General features: G+C 71.2%; 9 protein-coding genes. 7 read left to right on the top strand and 2 right to left on the bottom strand.

Features of this window, described 5'->3' with window-relative positions; genetic code table 11:
* The first annotated feature begins 19 nt into the window (after positions 1 to 19).
* Positions 20 to 2,110: an ABC1 kinase family protein gene (locus AC067M_RS20990; RefSeq protein ID WP_478698514.1), complete on the top strand. Its 2,091-nt coding sequence runs from the start codon at positions 20 to 22 to the stop codon at positions 2,108 to 2,110.
* A gap of 297 nt (positions 2,111 to 2,407) precedes the next feature.
* On the opposite strand, the gene AC067M_RS20985 is transcribed toward AC067M_RS20990, so the two are convergent.
* The gene (locus AC067M_RS20985; protein WP_478698513.1) at positions 2,408 to 3,631 is read right to left on the bottom strand and encodes a cytochrome P450 family protein; all 1,224 of its coding nucleotides are present in this window, start codon (positions 3,629 to 3,631) and stop codon (positions 2,408 to 2,410) included.
* A 257-nt stretch (positions 3,632 to 3,888) separates the two neighbouring features.
* Between AC067M_RS20985 and AC067M_RS20980 the strand changes: the two genes are divergently transcribed.
* The 3 genes from AC067M_RS20980 to AC067M_RS20970 all read left to right on the top strand — a co-directional run bounded on the left by AC067M_RS20980 (position 3,889) and on the right by AC067M_RS20970 (position 7,683).
* Positions 3,889 to 4,659 carry an ABC transporter ATP-binding protein gene (locus tag AC067M_RS20980; RefSeq protein WP_393626787.1) on the top strand — a complete coding sequence of 257 codons (771 nt, stop codon included), beginning with the start codon at positions 3,889 to 3,891 and terminating at the stop codon, positions 4,657 to 4,659.
* Positions 4,659 to 7,202, top strand: a complete 2,544-nt coding sequence (locus AC067M_RS20975; protein ID WP_478698512.1) for an ABC transporter permease — start codon at positions 4,659 to 4,661, stop codon at positions 7,200 to 7,202. The genes AC067M_RS20980 and AC067M_RS20975 overlap by 1 nt, the downstream gene beginning before the upstream one ends.
* Positions 7,203 to 7,425: 223 nt before the next feature.
* A complete protein-coding gene (locus tag AC067M_RS20970; RefSeq protein WP_478698511.1) occupies positions 7,426 to 7,683 on the top strand; it encodes a LysR family transcriptional regulator in 258 nt (85 codons plus the stop codon).
* A gap of 64 nt (positions 7,684 to 7,747) precedes the next feature.
* On the opposite strand, the gene AC067M_RS20965 is transcribed toward AC067M_RS20970, so the two are convergent.
* Positions 7,748 to 8,398: a response regulator gene (locus AC067M_RS20965; protein ID WP_478698510.1), complete on the bottom strand. Its 651-nt coding sequence runs from the start codon at positions 8,396 to 8,398 to the stop codon at positions 7,748 to 7,750.
* A gap of 167 nt (positions 8,399 to 8,565) precedes the next feature.
* On the opposite strand from AC067M_RS20965, the gene AC067M_RS20960 reads away from it, so the two are divergent.
* Genes AC067M_RS20960 through AC067M_RS20950 form a run of 3 tightly spaced genes read left to right on the top strand, consistent with a single transcriptional unit; the run spans position 8,566 to position 14,785 of the window.
* A complete protein-coding gene (locus tag AC067M_RS20960) occupies positions 8,566 to 12,588 on the top strand; it encodes a PA14 domain-containing protein (RefSeq protein WP_478698509.1) in 4,023 nt (1,340 codons plus the stop codon).
* Complete coding sequence (locus AC067M_RS20955) at positions 12,588 to 13,562, top strand: TauD/TfdA family dioxygenase (RefSeq protein WP_478698508.1); 975 nt, start codon at positions 12,588 to 12,590, stop codon at positions 13,560 to 13,562. Before AC067M_RS20960 ends, AC067M_RS20955 begins: the two co-directional genes overlap by 1 nt.
* Positions 13,559 to 14,785, top strand: coding sequence for a cytochrome P450 (locus AC067M_RS20950; RefSeq protein WP_478698507.1), 1,227 nt, complete (start codon positions 13,559 to 13,561; stop codon positions 14,783 to 14,785). The genes AC067M_RS20955 and AC067M_RS20950 overlap by 4 nt, the downstream gene beginning before the upstream one ends.
* The last annotated feature ends 52 nt before the right edge of the window (positions 14,786 to 14,837 follow it).

The raw sequence follows: 14,837 nt of genomic DNA, 5'->3' as shown, positions 1-14,837 counted from the left end.
CTACCGAGGGAGCGGTTTCATGGCATTACAGGCCAACGGAGTCATCGACGGCGTCCCCCTCACTCTCCTCATCGCCCTGACCGCGACCGTCCTGCTCGGCCTCCTCGCCCTGGGCGTCTCGACAGCCTCCCGCCGGCTCCTGGGCATCAGGGTCGGCCCGCTGCGCGCGCTCGGCGCCGGCCTGGTGGGGGTGGCCGCCGTGGCCGTCTACGGGCAGGCGATGCAGCACAGCGAAGAGGACCTGGGCGCGCTCTCCACCATGCAGATCCCTCTCGCGCTGTTCGCCGCGATGGTCACCCTGGCGATCGCGGAGGTCTTTCTCCCGTACGGCAGTTGGGCCAGGCCGCTGCAGGCGGTGCGAGGTCTCGGCGACCGGCTGCGCCGGGCCCGCCGCTACTCCCGGATCAGCAGGATCCTGGTACGGCACGGACTGGGCCGGCTGCTCAGGGGACGGACCGGCTGGCAGCGGGCGATGCGGCCCGGGCCGTACGGCGAGCAGTGCGCCAGGTCGGCGCGGCTGGCCCTGGAGGAGTGCGGGGGCGCGCTCATCAAGCTCGGCCAGGTGCTCTCCACCCGACGTGATCTGCTGCCGGCGCATTTCATCGACGAACTGAGCCGACTGCAGAGCGACGTACCACCGGCGCCCTGGCCGGAGGTGGAGGCGGTGCTCCACAAGGAGCTGGGCAAACCGGTCTCCGAGGTCTTCGAGTGGATCGAGCACGTGCCGCTGGCCGCCGCGTCCATCGCCCAGGTGCACCGGGCCCGGCTGCGCGGCGGCCCCACCGTGGTCGTGAAGGTCCAGCGCCCCGGCATCCGTGACACCGTCGAGCGGGACCTGGACATTGTGCTCACCGTCAGCCGCAGCCTGCAGAGCAGGCTCCGCTCCGCCCAGGCGCTCGGTCTGCGTGAACTGGGCGACGGGTTCGCCGAGTCCGTGCGGGAGGAACTCGACTTCCGTATCGAGGCGCGCAATGCGAGCGCCGTGGCGAAGGCCACCGGCGGGCTCGACTCCGACGCGCCCGTGCGCATTCCGCGGGTGTACTACGAGTTCACCTCGGCGCGGGTCCTGGTGCAGGAGTGGATGGAGGGCGTCACCTTCGACCGGGCCGGCGCGGCCGCCGACGGAGCCGGCCTGGACCGGGAGGCGCTGGCCCGCACTGCCGTCGGCGCGATGCTCCACCAGATCCTGCGGGTGGGCGTCTTCCACGCCGATCCCCACCCGGGCAACATGCTGCTCCTGGACGACGGGCGGATCGGCCTCATCGACTTCGGCTCGGTCGGCCGCATCGACCCGTCGGTGCAGATCGCCATCCAGGAACTGCTGGTGGCGGTGGACCGCGGTGACCCGGCCGGGCTGCACGACGCCCTGATCAGCCTGCTCGGCACCCGGGCCACCACGCACGAGGAGCTGGTGCCCGACCAACTGCTGCTGGAGCGGGAGTTGGGCCGCTTCATGGCCCGGCACCTGGGGATGGCCGCGCAGCCCGACACGGAGACGTTCACCGCGCTGTTCCGTATGTTCGCCCGGTTCGGCCTCGCCGTACCGCCCGAGGTCGCCGCGGTGTTCCGGGCCCTGGCCACCATCGAGGGGACCCTCACCCAGCTCGCCCCGGGCTTCAACCTGCTGGAGGAGGCGCGGGAGTTCGCCGTCGGCCTGCTCGCTGACCGGTTCGGGTACCGCAGGTCGAAGGGGCACGGCGAGAAGAACGCCCCCTCCGCCGGAGGTCTCGTCCCCCCGGCCTTCTCGGCCGTGACGCACGCGGCGGCCCAGGAACTGCTGTCGGTGCTGCCGATGCTGCGCAGGCTGCCCCGGCGGGCCGAGCGCATCAGCGCCTCGCTGGAGGAGGGCCGGCTGGGCGTACGGGTCAGATGGCTCGCGGACGAGCGGGAGCGGCGGTTCGTCTCCGGCCTGATCCACCAGGTGACGGTCACCCTGATGGCCGCGTGCAGCGGGCTGATGGGCGTCATGCTGGTGGTGTTCGGCACGGGCAAGGGCCCCAGGGTGTCGCGGCAGCTGGAGCTGTACCCGCTGCTCGGCTACCACGTGCTCGCGCTCAGTGCGATCCTCATGCTGAGGGCCCTCTACACCGCGATGCGCCGGACCACATGACCGCGGGGTGCACGGCGTCGCCCCGCAGGGACTGTGGGCCGGTCCGGCGGATCATGCCGGAGACGCGGGGGCCGGCACGCACATCTACGGCGTAGTCGTCGGTTGCCGGCTCCCCCACGCTCGGCCTCGCTCGCGCGGGAAGGGCCCCATCGCGTCGACGCCCTCCTTTGTCGTGCAACTGCACACTCCGCCACGCTCGGCTTCGCTCGCGCCGGCGGCTCCATGACCCCGCTCACCCGCGCCGATGAGGCGCCGTCGGCCTTCCACCGACGTGATCCGCCGGACCGGCCCCGGCCCTCACCGGCGCAGCAGAACCGGCAGGGCCTCCAGCGGCCGTACGACCACGCTGCGCTGGTAACGCAGCTCCGCCGGATCCACCGCCAGGCGGGCGGCGGGGTAGCGCTCGAAGAGCCGGCGCGCCGCGACCTCCGTGATGACCTTCGCCAGGTGCGCGCCCGAGCAGTAGTGGATGCCGAACCCGAAGCTGAGGTGGGCCGGCTTGTGCCGGTTCAGGTCCAGCACGTCGGGGTGGGCGGGGAACTGGTCCGTGTCCCGGTTGGTCGACATCACGCAGACGACGACGACCTCGCCTGCCGGGATGGTCACTCCGCCCAGCTCGACCGGCTCGGTGGTGACGCGCTGCAGCGCGTTGCTGATCGGGCTCACGTAACGGATCAGCTCGTCCATCGACTTGCCCCAGCGGCCGGGCTCCGCCAGGAGCTGCGCCCGCTCCGCGGGATGGGTCAGCAGAGCGGCGATCACCCCGCCGACCAGGCTCGCGGTGGTGTCGTTGCCGCCGGTCATCAGGGCGAAGCCGGTGGAGAGGATCTCGGTGCTGGTGAGCCGGTTCTCCGGGGCGGCGTGGATCAGCGCGGAGAGCAGGTCCTCGCCGGGCTCGCGTTCCTTGCGCGCGATCAGGTCGGCCATGTAGGCGGACAGTTCCTGGATGTTGCGGTCGAGGACCCCGGAGCCGTCCGTGGGGGAGTAGGTGCGCAGCGCGGTCGACCAGCGCAGGAAGTCGGGCCAGGCCTCGGCCGGTACGCCCATCAGCTCGGCGATGGTGATGACGGGCAGCGGGTCGGCGTACCCGGCGATCAGCTCGGCCTCGGACCGCTCGCCGAGGCCGTCGAGGAGATCGTCGGCTATCTGCTCCACCTTCGGACGCAGCGCCTCGGCCCGGCGCGGGGTGAAGGCGAAGCTGATGGCCCTGCGCAGCGGGGTGTGCCGCGGCGGCTCCAGGTTGGCGAGGTGGTTCGCCTCCTCCGGCGGGGGCGTCATGGCGCGTCCGGTGCGCTCGGACATCAGGCGGTAGTGGACGTGGATGTCACGGCTGAGACGCGGGTCGGCGAGCGCGGCCTTGGCGTCCTCGTAGCGGGTCACCACCCAGGCCCGTCCGCCGTCCGGGAACGACAGTTCGCGCACCGGGCTCTCGCGCCGTACGTGTTCGAGCACCGGATAGGGGTTCTGGGTGAATTCGTTGGTGAGCATCCAGTACTTGGAGAGAGTCCGTGTGCCGGTCATGTCCGTCCTCCGTGCTGTCACGCCGGGAGAGCCCCATTCGGTCGGCACGTTAGGCGCGCTCTGCCGTTCGGCGCAGGCCTGGTTTCAAGAGTTCTATCTGCGCTCGGATCCCGGGGCCAGGGGGGAGGAACATCTATGCCGTTTGGGAGATGTGGCCGCCCACGGTCGGCTTTTAGGCTCCATTGCATCCGCCGGACACGGTGCACAGTGCTCCGGTCATGGACTGTTCGAACCAACCCGTGTGGGGAGTGTGAGTCATGACCGCGACCATTCCGACGTCGACAAAGCGTCAGGTCGTTGCCCGTGCTGTCGGTGTGACAAAGCTGTACGGCAAGGGGGAGGCGCAAGTTGCGGCACTGCGGGGCGTGGACGTGGAATTCACCGCCGGTGAGTTCACCGCCATCATGGGGCCGTCCGGCTCGGGGAAGTCGACGCTCATGCACACGCTGGCCGGCCTGGACACCCTCACGGACGGTGAGGTGTTCATCGGCGACGCCCGTGTGAGCGACATGTCCGACAAGGAGCTGACCCAGCTGCGCCGCGACCGGATCGGGTTCATCTTCCAGCAGTTCAACCTGCTCCCGACGCTGACGGCGGAGGAGAACATCCTGCTGCCGCTGTCGATCGCGGGACGCAAGCCGTCCAAGGACTGGTTCGACCGCGTGGTCGACACCGTGGGCCTGGCGCAGCGGCTGGGGCACCGGCCCACCGAGCTCTCCGGCGGTCAGCAGCAGCGGGTGGCCTGCGCCCGCGCGCTGGTCTCCCAGCCGGAGGTCATCTTCGCCGACGAGCCGACCGGCAACCTGGACTCCGTCTCCGGGACCGAAGTGCTGGAGTTCCTGCGGGACTCGGTGCGCACCCTCGGGCAGACGATCGTCATGGTCACGCACGACCCGCGTGCAGCGTCCTACGCCGACCGCGTCATCTTCCTGGCCGACGGCCGGATCGTGACCGAGCTGAGGGAGCCGACCGCGGACGCCGTCATCGACACGATGCGCTCCCTCGACAGCAGTGCGCGGGTGTCGTGATGCTGAAGTTCACCCTCAAGAGTCTGCTGTCCCGCAAGCTCCGACTGGTCCTGTCGGGCCTCGCGGTCGTCCTCGCGGTGATGTTCGTCTCCGGTGCCATGGTCATCAAGGACACCCTGAACCGGTCCATCGACGCCCAGTTCGCCGGTGCCTACGCCGACATCGACCTGCATGTGGCGCTCAAGCCCAAGGTGAAGTCCGCAGCCGACGGCGACGCGGCGGTGGTCCCCCCGGTGGACCGGGCGGCCGTCGACCGGGCGGCCCAGGTCGCCGGTGTCGCCGAGGCGAGCGGGATGGTCCTCGCTGAGGGCGCCCGGGCCATCGGCAAGGACGGCAAGGTGGTGCCCGGCACCGGCGGCCCCCGCTACGGCGAGAGCTGGCGCGAGGAGAGCGAGCTGATCTCGCTGCGGTCGGGCCACGAGCCGCGCCGGGACAACGAGGTGGTCATCAACGCCGGCCTCGCCGAGAAGGCCGGGCTCAAGGTGGGCGACCCGGTCGGTGTGCTGACGAACGAGCCCAGGCAGGACTTCGTCGTGGCCGGCGTCTTCGGCTACTCGGAAGACCGGGACTCCATCGGCGGCGAGCAGACGGTGGCCTTCACCGAACCGGTCGCGCAGCGGCTGATGCTCGGTCGGGCCGACGGCTGGTCCGGGATCAGGGTCACCCTCGCCGACGGCGCCTCCGCCGACACCGTCCGCTCCGCGCTCACCAAGGAACTCGGCCCCGGCTACGACGTACTGACGGGCGAGGAGCTGGCCCGCAAGGCCTCCGACAAGTCGCGCGGCATCCTGGACATGATGGGCACGCTGCTCCTCGGCTTCGCGGGGGTCGCGGTGTTCGTCGGCGTCTTCCTGATCATCAACACGTTCTCGATCATCATCGCCCAGCGGATGCGTGAACTCGCCCTGCTGCGGGCCCTGGGCGCCAGTCGCAAGCAGATGATCGGCTCCGTGCTCGTGGAGTCGTTCGTGGTGGGCCTTGTCTCCTCGACCCTGGGCCTGGCTGCCGGGTGCGGCATCGGGGCGCTCGGCGCCGACATGCTGGCCTCGTCGACCGACGGGCTCCAGGTCGCCGCGCTCCACGTGCCGGCGGGCGCGGTGGTCACCTCGTTCGCGGTGGGCATCCTGGTGACGATGCTGGCCGCCCTCGTCCCTGCCGTACGGGCCTCCAAGGTGGCCCCCGTCGCGGTGATCCGTGCGACCGCCACCCAGCAGGGCCGGCACCGGGGGCAGACCTGGACCGGAACCGCCCTGCTCGGCCTGGGCGTCGTGCTCCTCGGCCTCGGGCTCTTCGGGTCCGGCGGCGCCTCGACGATCATCAGCGGCGTCCTGCTGGCGTTCGTCGGCGTCTCCCTGCTCACCCCGCTGATCAGCAAGCCGTCGGTGGAGGTGCTCGGGGCGGTGTTCGCCCGGTCGACGCCCGGAGCCCTCGGCCGCCGCAACTCGGCCCGCAACCCCCGTCGTACGGCCATCACCGCCTCGGCGATGATGATCGGGGTGGCGCTGGTCACCGCCATCAGCACGGTGGCCGCCTCCGCCGAGGACAGCGTCAGCCGGGACATCAGGCGCGACCTGAAGGCCGACCTGGTGGCCATGGGGGAGGCGGGATCGGCGTCGTCCGCGGCCATCGACCCGGCCGCGCTGGCCAGGATCGCCGAGGTGCCGGGAGTCGAGCGGGTCGCGGCCGCCACCATGGACGTGGCCACGGTCGGCAAGGCGGACCAGTCGGTCGCCTCCTGGCAGGACTGGACGAAGGCCCGCGAGGTGCTCGGTCTCAAGGCGGCGAAGGGGAGCATCGACACGCTGGCCCCGGGGACCGTGATCATGAACGAGGGCACCGCCAAGAGCCGTGGGGTGAAGGTCGGCGACCGGATCGCCCTCCAGTTCCAGCGCGGCGACGCGCACACCTACCGGGTGTCCGGCGTCTTCGCGGACTCCACCCTCTCGAACGGCATCGTCGTGCCCTGGACCGACGCCGAGGCCGGCTTCCGTTCCAAGCAGCCCTCGCAGGCCTACTTCCAGCTGGCGTCGGGCGCGGACGAGTCCCGGGCCCGGGCGCAGATCGAGACGCTGCTCAAGAGCAGCCCCGAGGTGACCGTGCAGACCCGCGACGACGTGATCGAGATGTTCAGCGGCGGGTTCGCCATGATGCTCATGGTCGTCCAGGCGCTCCTCGCCGTGGCGATGCTCATCGCGGTCCTCGGCATCGTGAACACCCTCGCCCTGTCGATCCTGGAACGGACCAGGGAGATGGGCACGCTGCGGGCGATCGGCCTCAGCCGGGGCCAGACCGTGCGCATGATCATGACCGAGTCGGTGGTGATCTCGCTCTTCGGCGCGGTGCTCGGGATCGTGGTCGGCGGTGCGCTCGGCCTCGCGGTCGCACGGGCGATGGAGGACCAGGGCGTCAGCCAACTCTCGCTCCCCTGGGGGCAGATGCTCGCCTATCTGATGGGCGCCGCGGTCGTCGGGGTCATCGCCTCGATCGCCCCCGCCCGGCGCGGGTCCCGTCTCAACGTCCTCGCGGCCATCAGCCACGGCTGACCCGGCATCGCCGCACAACGGCCGAAAGGCGCCTTCGAGAGCTTCTCGAAGGCGCCTTCGGCGTGTCCGGGCGGCGACAGCACCGCGGGTGTGCAGGTTCCTGCACCTTCCATTGCCGTCCCAGTCCAGGTGAGTTGCTATGGAGTGGAATTCAAACGGTTGCGGCGGTAGGGAGCCGGAATCGTCTGAACTCGTTGGTGTTCCACCGAGGACAGGGGGAGTGATGCACGAGCGTGAGTTCCGGGCATTTGTGTCCGTGGCCGAGATCGGGCGCATGGATCAGGCCGCGAAAGAACTCGGATATTCGCAGCCCGCCATCAGCTATCAGATCAAGTGTCTGGAACAGATGCTGGGCGCCAAACTCTTCACCCGCGACTCCACCGGGGCGAGACTCACCCGGGAGGGACGCATGATATTGCCGTCCGCCCGTGCCGTACTCGCCCTGATCGACAGTATGAAAGGTGTCTGCACACCGGTGTGACCCGACTGGCTCCGGGCCCGAGTCCCACCCGGTCCGGAGCCGGGGCCCGGTACCGGTCCCCTGCTCACCGTGCCAGGCCGCTGCCCCACACCCACGCCGCGATGCCGACCCTGTTGCGGACGTCCAGCTTGCGTTGGACGTTGGCGACGTGCGTCTTGGCGGTGCCGGCCGAGATGAAGAGTTCGGCCCCGATCTCCGCGTTGGTCAGCCCCCTGGCGACCAGTTGGGCGATCTCCGTCTCACGCTCCGTCAGCGCTTCCACGGGCTGCGCGGCCTTGGGTTTGTCGGCGTCGCGCAGGTGCTGCAGCAGGCTGACGGTGAGCGAGGGGCTGATCAGGGTGTCGCCGGCCATCGCGGCACGCACGGCCTCCACCAGCAACGTGGGGCCCGAGCGCTTCAGCAGGAAGCCGCAGGCCCCGTTGTGCAGCGCCGTATGGACGTACTCGTCGAGTCCGAACGTCGTCACGACCACCACCCGCACCGGATTCTCGGCCTCGGGTCCGGCGAGCCGCCGGGTGACTTCGAGGCCGTCCATGCGCGGCATGCGGATGTCGGCGAGAACGACGTCCGGCTCGAGTCGCGCGGCCAGTTCGACGGCCTGAAGACCGTCGGTGGCCTCACCGACGACTTCCATGTCCGGCTGGGAATCCAGGATGAGGCGGAATCCGACGCGCACGGATTCCTGGTCGTCGGCGAGAAGTATACGAGTGGTCACGTCAGCACCGTAGTTGGCGGCCGTCTCCTTCAGCCACCGGATCCGTATTCAAAGATTCTCTGCGGACTTCGGTCGGGATTCGGCCGCTGGCAGCATCTAGCCCGTCGGACCTTCGGCGCCGCCGGGCGGTGCGTTCTCCCCAATTCCCTTTGGAGCGGTGACTGGGCATGGCTCACACCAGAAGACTCAGAGCGCTGGCCGCGGTCGCGGCCACGGCGGCGCTGTCCTTCACGCTGCTCGGAGCGCAGGCGCCGACGGCGGCCCGGGCCGCGGCGCGGGGTGATGCCACGCATGTGCCGCTGCTGCCCACCGCGGCCGGGGCCGCGAACCGGCCGACCTGGCCGGTCGGGGAGTTCGGCCAGGCCACGACCCCTGCCGGGGGCGCCGCGAACGCGCCGTCCGTATCCCGGCCCGCCGACGGCGCGACCCTGACCGGCACTCGGCCGGAACTGGTCGCGGAGCGCCAACGGGGCGCGGTCGCCCATGAGTTCGTGATCGCCTCCGGCGACACCCCGCGGACGGGGCAGGTCACTTCCTCGGGCTGGGTCAAGTCGCCCCGCTGGCAGGTTCCTGCGGGACTTCTGAAGGACGGCGGTCGGTACACCTGGACCGTGCGGACCAAGGACCGCTCCGGCCGGGTCGGCAAGGACGCCGCCGCCCGCACCTTCACGGTGGGCCAGCGGCTGGGAGCGCAGCAGGACGGCGGCCCGGTCCCCACGGACACCCTGGGCCCCGTCACCGTCAACCTGGCGACCGGCAACGCGACCGCCTCCGTCAACACCGCCCAGGTGCAGACCGGTTCGGGTCCCCTGGGTGCCACGTTCACCTACAACTCCCAGGCCGTGGGCACGGAGGCCGGGCTGACCGGCTCGTACTACGCCGGTGACGCCGACTCCGGGATCGCCGCGGCCGAGAAGGCCAAGACCGTACGGACCGACGCACGCGTCGACTTCCGCTGGGCCGGGCAGCCCTACCCGGACGCGAAGCCCGACGCGGCCTTCCGTGTCGCATGGACCGGGCAGCTGGCCGTGCCCGCCGACGGGACCTACCGCCTCGGCGGCAGCTATGACGGCGGGCTGCGGATCCTGATCGACGGCAAACCGGTCCTCGACGACTGGCAGGGCACCGACGCCACCGGCGACCGCCCGGTGTACGGCGGCGGACTCAAGCTGAAGGCAGGCCGCGCCTACGCCATCGAGGTCCAGTACCGCCGACAGGCGGGGGACGGGCAGGTCGCGCTGTGGGCCGCGGGCGCCGGGCACGCCACGCCCGTTCCGGCGTCCTGGCTGCGGCCGACCGGCGCGGTGCTCCCGCCCGGCTGGACGGTCACCCCCGCCGCCGTCGGACCTGACACCGTCGGCGCGGCCAACGCGGCACCGAAGCAGGGCTCGACGCCGTCCTCCCTGGCCGCCGTGGGCTCCTCGAAGACGTCCGCCTCCGAGGCACTCACGGGTACGGGAGCGGTCGCATCCGGCGCCGAGGCGCGGCGGAAGGGCGCGGCCGCGGCGGGCCCGGGCGAGCGCGAGGCCGCCGCCACCCCCGAGGACCCGGCCGCCGGCATCGAGGCCGCCGAGGACGAAGGACTCAGGTTCTTCTACGCCGGCAGTGAGGAGTGCGCCGACAGCGCGGCACCGGCGGGCCATGTATGCGCCGTCCGCGTGCCCGGCGCCGGCGTCACCCAACTGCTCTACCGCAACGGCAAGCTCAGCCGCGTCGTCAACCCCGGCGCGGAGACGACCGACTTCGGCTACACGGCCGACCACCGCCTCACCACCGTACGGCCGCCCCTCGTCATGGACTGGATCGCCGCGGGCGCCGGGCGCGACACCGAGGCCGCCCAGTACCGCGTCGACTACCGGCCGGACTCCGCCTCCGTGGCCCGGGTGACCGGACCGGACCCGGCCGGCTCCCCGTCCCGGACCGACCGGCGGCCGCAGCGCACCTACACCCGCGGTTCGGGAGCGACGCAGGTCGAGGTCGCCGGGGTGAGCACCGGGCAGGGCTGGACGCGCAGGGTCACCTACGACACCGCGGGCCGCCTGGAAACCGACACCGACGGCACCCGACGCACCACCCGGTTCACCTGGACGGCGGCCGACCAGCCGCTCACAAGCACGGACCCGGCGGGCCGGATGACCACGACGGTCTACGACACGTCCGGGATGACCTCCGGTGCGTACGGACCGGGCCCCCGCGAGTGCTTCGGCACGGATCTGCGGCCGCTCACTCCCGCCCCCGAAGGCTGCGCCAGGATCCCGGCCCGGACGACCGTGCTCGGTCCGGCCGGCATGACGACCGAGCGCGCGGACTCCGACGGAGTGCCGCCGCTGTCCACCCAGACCCGCTTCGACGAACTGGGGCTTCCGGCCGCACTGGTGACCGACCCCGAGGGCCTCGCCCTGACCACGCGTTACGAGTTCGACGAGTTCTTCCGCCCGGCCGCCGAGATCCTCGCGAACGGCACCCGCAAGACCTACCGGTACTACGGGGCGACGGAGAGCGCCGACAACCCGTGCACCGAGGGGAACGACCCGGCCCCCCAGCGCGGACTGCTCAAGGCCATCGCGCTGCCCGCCTCGGCCGACGGGTCCGCACGGGTCGAGAAGTACGTCTTCAACGCACGCGGACTGCCGGTCGCGGTGAACTTCGGCGGGCCCGACTGGACCTGCGTCGCCTACGACGCACGGGGCCGGATCAGCCGGATGTCCATGCCGGGCAACTCCACCCTTCCCGCGTGGAGCGTCGCCTACGACAGCGCCTACGGCGGCGACCCGCTCACCATGAAGGCCACCCAGCACGACCACTCCATGACCAACACCGTCGATCTGCTGGGCCGCACCGTGAGCTACACCGACGGCCAGGGCACCCGCACGCAGACCGGCTACGACCGGGCGGGCCGGGCCGTGCTCCAGCGGGTCACACCGCCGTCCGCCGCCGACGCCCCGCAGGTCGAGCGGACGCGGTACGACGCCGCGGGCCGGGTCCTGTCGGTCGTCCTCGACGGCAGGCAGCTGGCCACGGCCGACCACGACGCCGCCGGAGCCGTGCGGACCGTGCGCTACGCCAACGGCATCCGGCTCTCCGTACACCGCGACGCGGCCGGGCGGATCGCCGCCAAGAACTGGGTCCTCGCCGACGGGACCGAGCGGCCCACCCGGGTCACCCGGTCGCAGTCGGGAACCATCGTGGACGAGTCGGTGGCCGGCCAGGACGCCCGGCCCGACGGACCGAACTTCCGCTACGACGCGGCGGGCCGGCTCGTGCGGGCCTGGGTCACCGGCCACGAGTACGGCCGTGACTTCACCGCACAGGCACCGGCCGACTGCCCGAGCGGCGCCCGGGCCGACGCCGGCGCCAACGGCAACCTCGTCCGCCTGACCGACCGCACGGCCCGGGGAACCACCGTCACCGGCTACTGCTACGACGACGCCGACCGGCTGCTCGCGACCACCGGCGAGAACGCCGTCACCGGAGCGAGGTACGCCCTCAACGGCCACCTGCTCGGATACGACGTCGGCGCCACCCGGCAGACGCAGCGTCAGGACGCCGTCGAACGCCACCTCGGCTCCGCCGTGACCGGCCCCGACGCGGCGGACGTCACGTACACCAAGGACATCGCCGACCACCTCATGGCGCGCGACGCCACCACAGCGCGGGGCACCGAGCAGCTCCGCTACAGCCACACCGACATGGCGGACTCGGTCCCCGACCTGGTGATGGGCGCGGACAAGCGGCTGCTGTCCCGGGTGATCGGACTGCCGGGCGGTGTCGTCCTGTCCGTCAAGGCCGAGGCGTACCACGGCGGGCGGACGACGTGGAGCCTTCCGACGGTCCGCGGCGACCTGTTCCTCGTCGCCGGGGACACCGGCCGGCAACAGGGTGACCTCTACCAGTACGGCCTGTACGGCGAGTCGCTGAGGTCGGACGGCACGGTCGACGCCCGCCACCTGCCGGACAACATGCCCGGCGACTTCGACTACGGATGGCTCGGCCAGTACCAGGTGGGCACCGAGCACCAGGGACCGCTGTACAGCGTGGTGCTCGACACCCGCGTGCTGAACCCCGCCCTCGGCCGGTTCTCCGCCCCGGTCGCGGCCGGTCCCTTCCTCAACCCCTACGAATACGCGGCCGGTGACCCGATCAACCACACAAGCATCAACGGCTACGACCTGGACGTGGAGAAGGAATGATGAAGACGCCCTTTACCGACGCCGACACCGAGATCCTGGAACACCACGGAACCCGTCTGGTGCGGGTGCGGCCCTCCGCGGGCGGCGACCACCGCGCCTGGTTCTCGGTCAACCGGGAGGCGCTGCGCTCGGCGATGTACGAGCACGCGGCGGTCATGGTCGAGGAGAGCGGCATCGTCCAGCACGCCGAACTCGCCGAACTCGCCGAGGAGATCGGCGGCCGCACCCTGGAGTACAACGAGCGCTCCACACCGCGCAGCCGCGTCACCGGCAAGGTCTACACCTCCACCGAGTACCCGCAGGACCAGAGCATCCCGCAGCACAACGAGAGCGCCTACTCCGAGAACTGGCCGCACAACGTCTTCTTCTTCTGCGCACTCGCCGCGCGAAGCGGCGGAGAGACCCCGGTCGCCGACAGCACCGCCGTGCTCGGCCGGCTCCCGGGCGACCTGGTCCGCCGGTTCGAGGAGAAGGGCGTGCTCTACACCCGTACGTACCGCACCGGGATGGGCCTGTCCTGGCAGGAGGGCTTCCAGAGCGACGACAAGGGCCACGTCGAGAGCTACTGCGCCGACCACGGCATCGAGACGGACTGGGACGGCGACGTACTGCGCACCCGGCAGCGCCGTCCCGCGGTGGCGACGCACCCGGTCACCGGGCAGAAGGTCTGGTTCAACCAGGCGCACCTGTTCCACGTGAACGCGTTGCCGGAGGCGGTCCGCGAGGGCCTGCTGGAGATCTGCGGCGAGGACGGGCTGCCGCGCAACGCCTACTACGGCGACGGCACGCCCATCACCGCCGACGAGATCGCGACCATCCTCGGTGTGTACGACGAGACCACGCTGGCCCATCCCTGGCGCACCGGTGACCTGTTGATGATCGACAACCTGCTCACCTCCCACGGCCGCCGTCCCTTCACCGGCGACCGCAAGGTCCTGGTGGCCATGACCACGCGCGAGGCGGACGGGGCATGACCACGGCCACGACGACGCTGAGCGCCATCGACCTCACCGAACCACGGACCTTCCTGGACCGCGGGGACGAACTGATCGCCATGTGGCGGCGGTTCAGATCCGAGAGCCCGGTCCACTGGCATCCGGTCGAGGGCCGTCAGGTGCCCGGCTTCTGGGTCCTCTCGCGCTACCAGGACGTCATGGAGGTCTACCGGGACAACAAGCGGTTCACCTCCGAGCGGGGCAACGTCCTCGCCACCCTCCTGGAGGGCGGCGACTCGGCCGCCGGGCAGATGCTCGCCGTCACGGACGGCCGGCGCCACCGGGAGCTGCGCAACCTGCTGCTCAAGGCCTTCGCGCCGCGCGTCCTCGAATCCGTCGTCGACGGGGTGCGCCGCAGGGCCGACCGACTGGTACGGGAGGCCGTCGCCCGCGGCGCGTGCGACTTCGCGCAGGACGTCGCCGAGCACATCCCGATGGCGACCATCGCCGACCTGCTCGGCGTCCCCGCCGCGGACCGGGACTATCTGCTCTCCCTGACCAAGCAGGCCCTCAGCGCCGAGGAGGCCGAGCAGTCGGACGAGGAGGCCCTGGTCGCCCGCAACGAACTCCTCCTCTACTTCTCCGACTTGGCGGAGGAACGCCGGGGGGATCCGCGCGACGACGTGGTGAGCGTGCTGGCCACGGCCACCATCGACGGCGAACCGCTCACCGAGCAGGAGATCGTCTTCAACTGCTACAGCGTCATCATCGGCGGCGACGAGACCAGCCGACTCTCGATGATCAGCGCGGTGAACGAGCTGATCGCGCACCCCGAGCAGTGGCGCCGGCTCAAGTCGGGCGAGGTCGCGGTCGAGAGCGCGGTCGAGGAGGTGCTGCGCTGGGTCACCCCGGCCATGCACTTCGGCCGCAGGGCGGTGACCGACGTGGAGATCGGCGGCCGGACGCTCCGCGGGGGAGACGTGGTCACCCTCTGGAACAGCTCGGCCAATTACGACGAAGAGGTGTTCCACCGGCCCGAGGTCTTCGATCTGGCCAGGACGCCCAACAAACACGTGTCGTTCGGCTACGGCCCGCACTTCTGCCTCGGCGCCCATCTGGGCCGGGCGGAGATCCACGCCCTGCTGACGGCACTGCGCACCCATGTGGCGGAGGTGGTGCCGACCGCCCCGGCCCGCCCCATCCACTCCAACTTCCTGCACGGGTACAGCAGTCTGCCCGTCTCCCTGCGTCCGGCTCCGTAGGAAACCCCCGTCCTGCGAGCCGTGCGAAACGAGTGCCCCGCTCTCCCCTGGA

The organism is Streptomyces sp. NPDC043427 (assembly GCF_056436655.1).
Note: the sequence above shows the minus strand (reverse complement) of the source record. Positions and strands in the feature narration are given on the sequence as shown.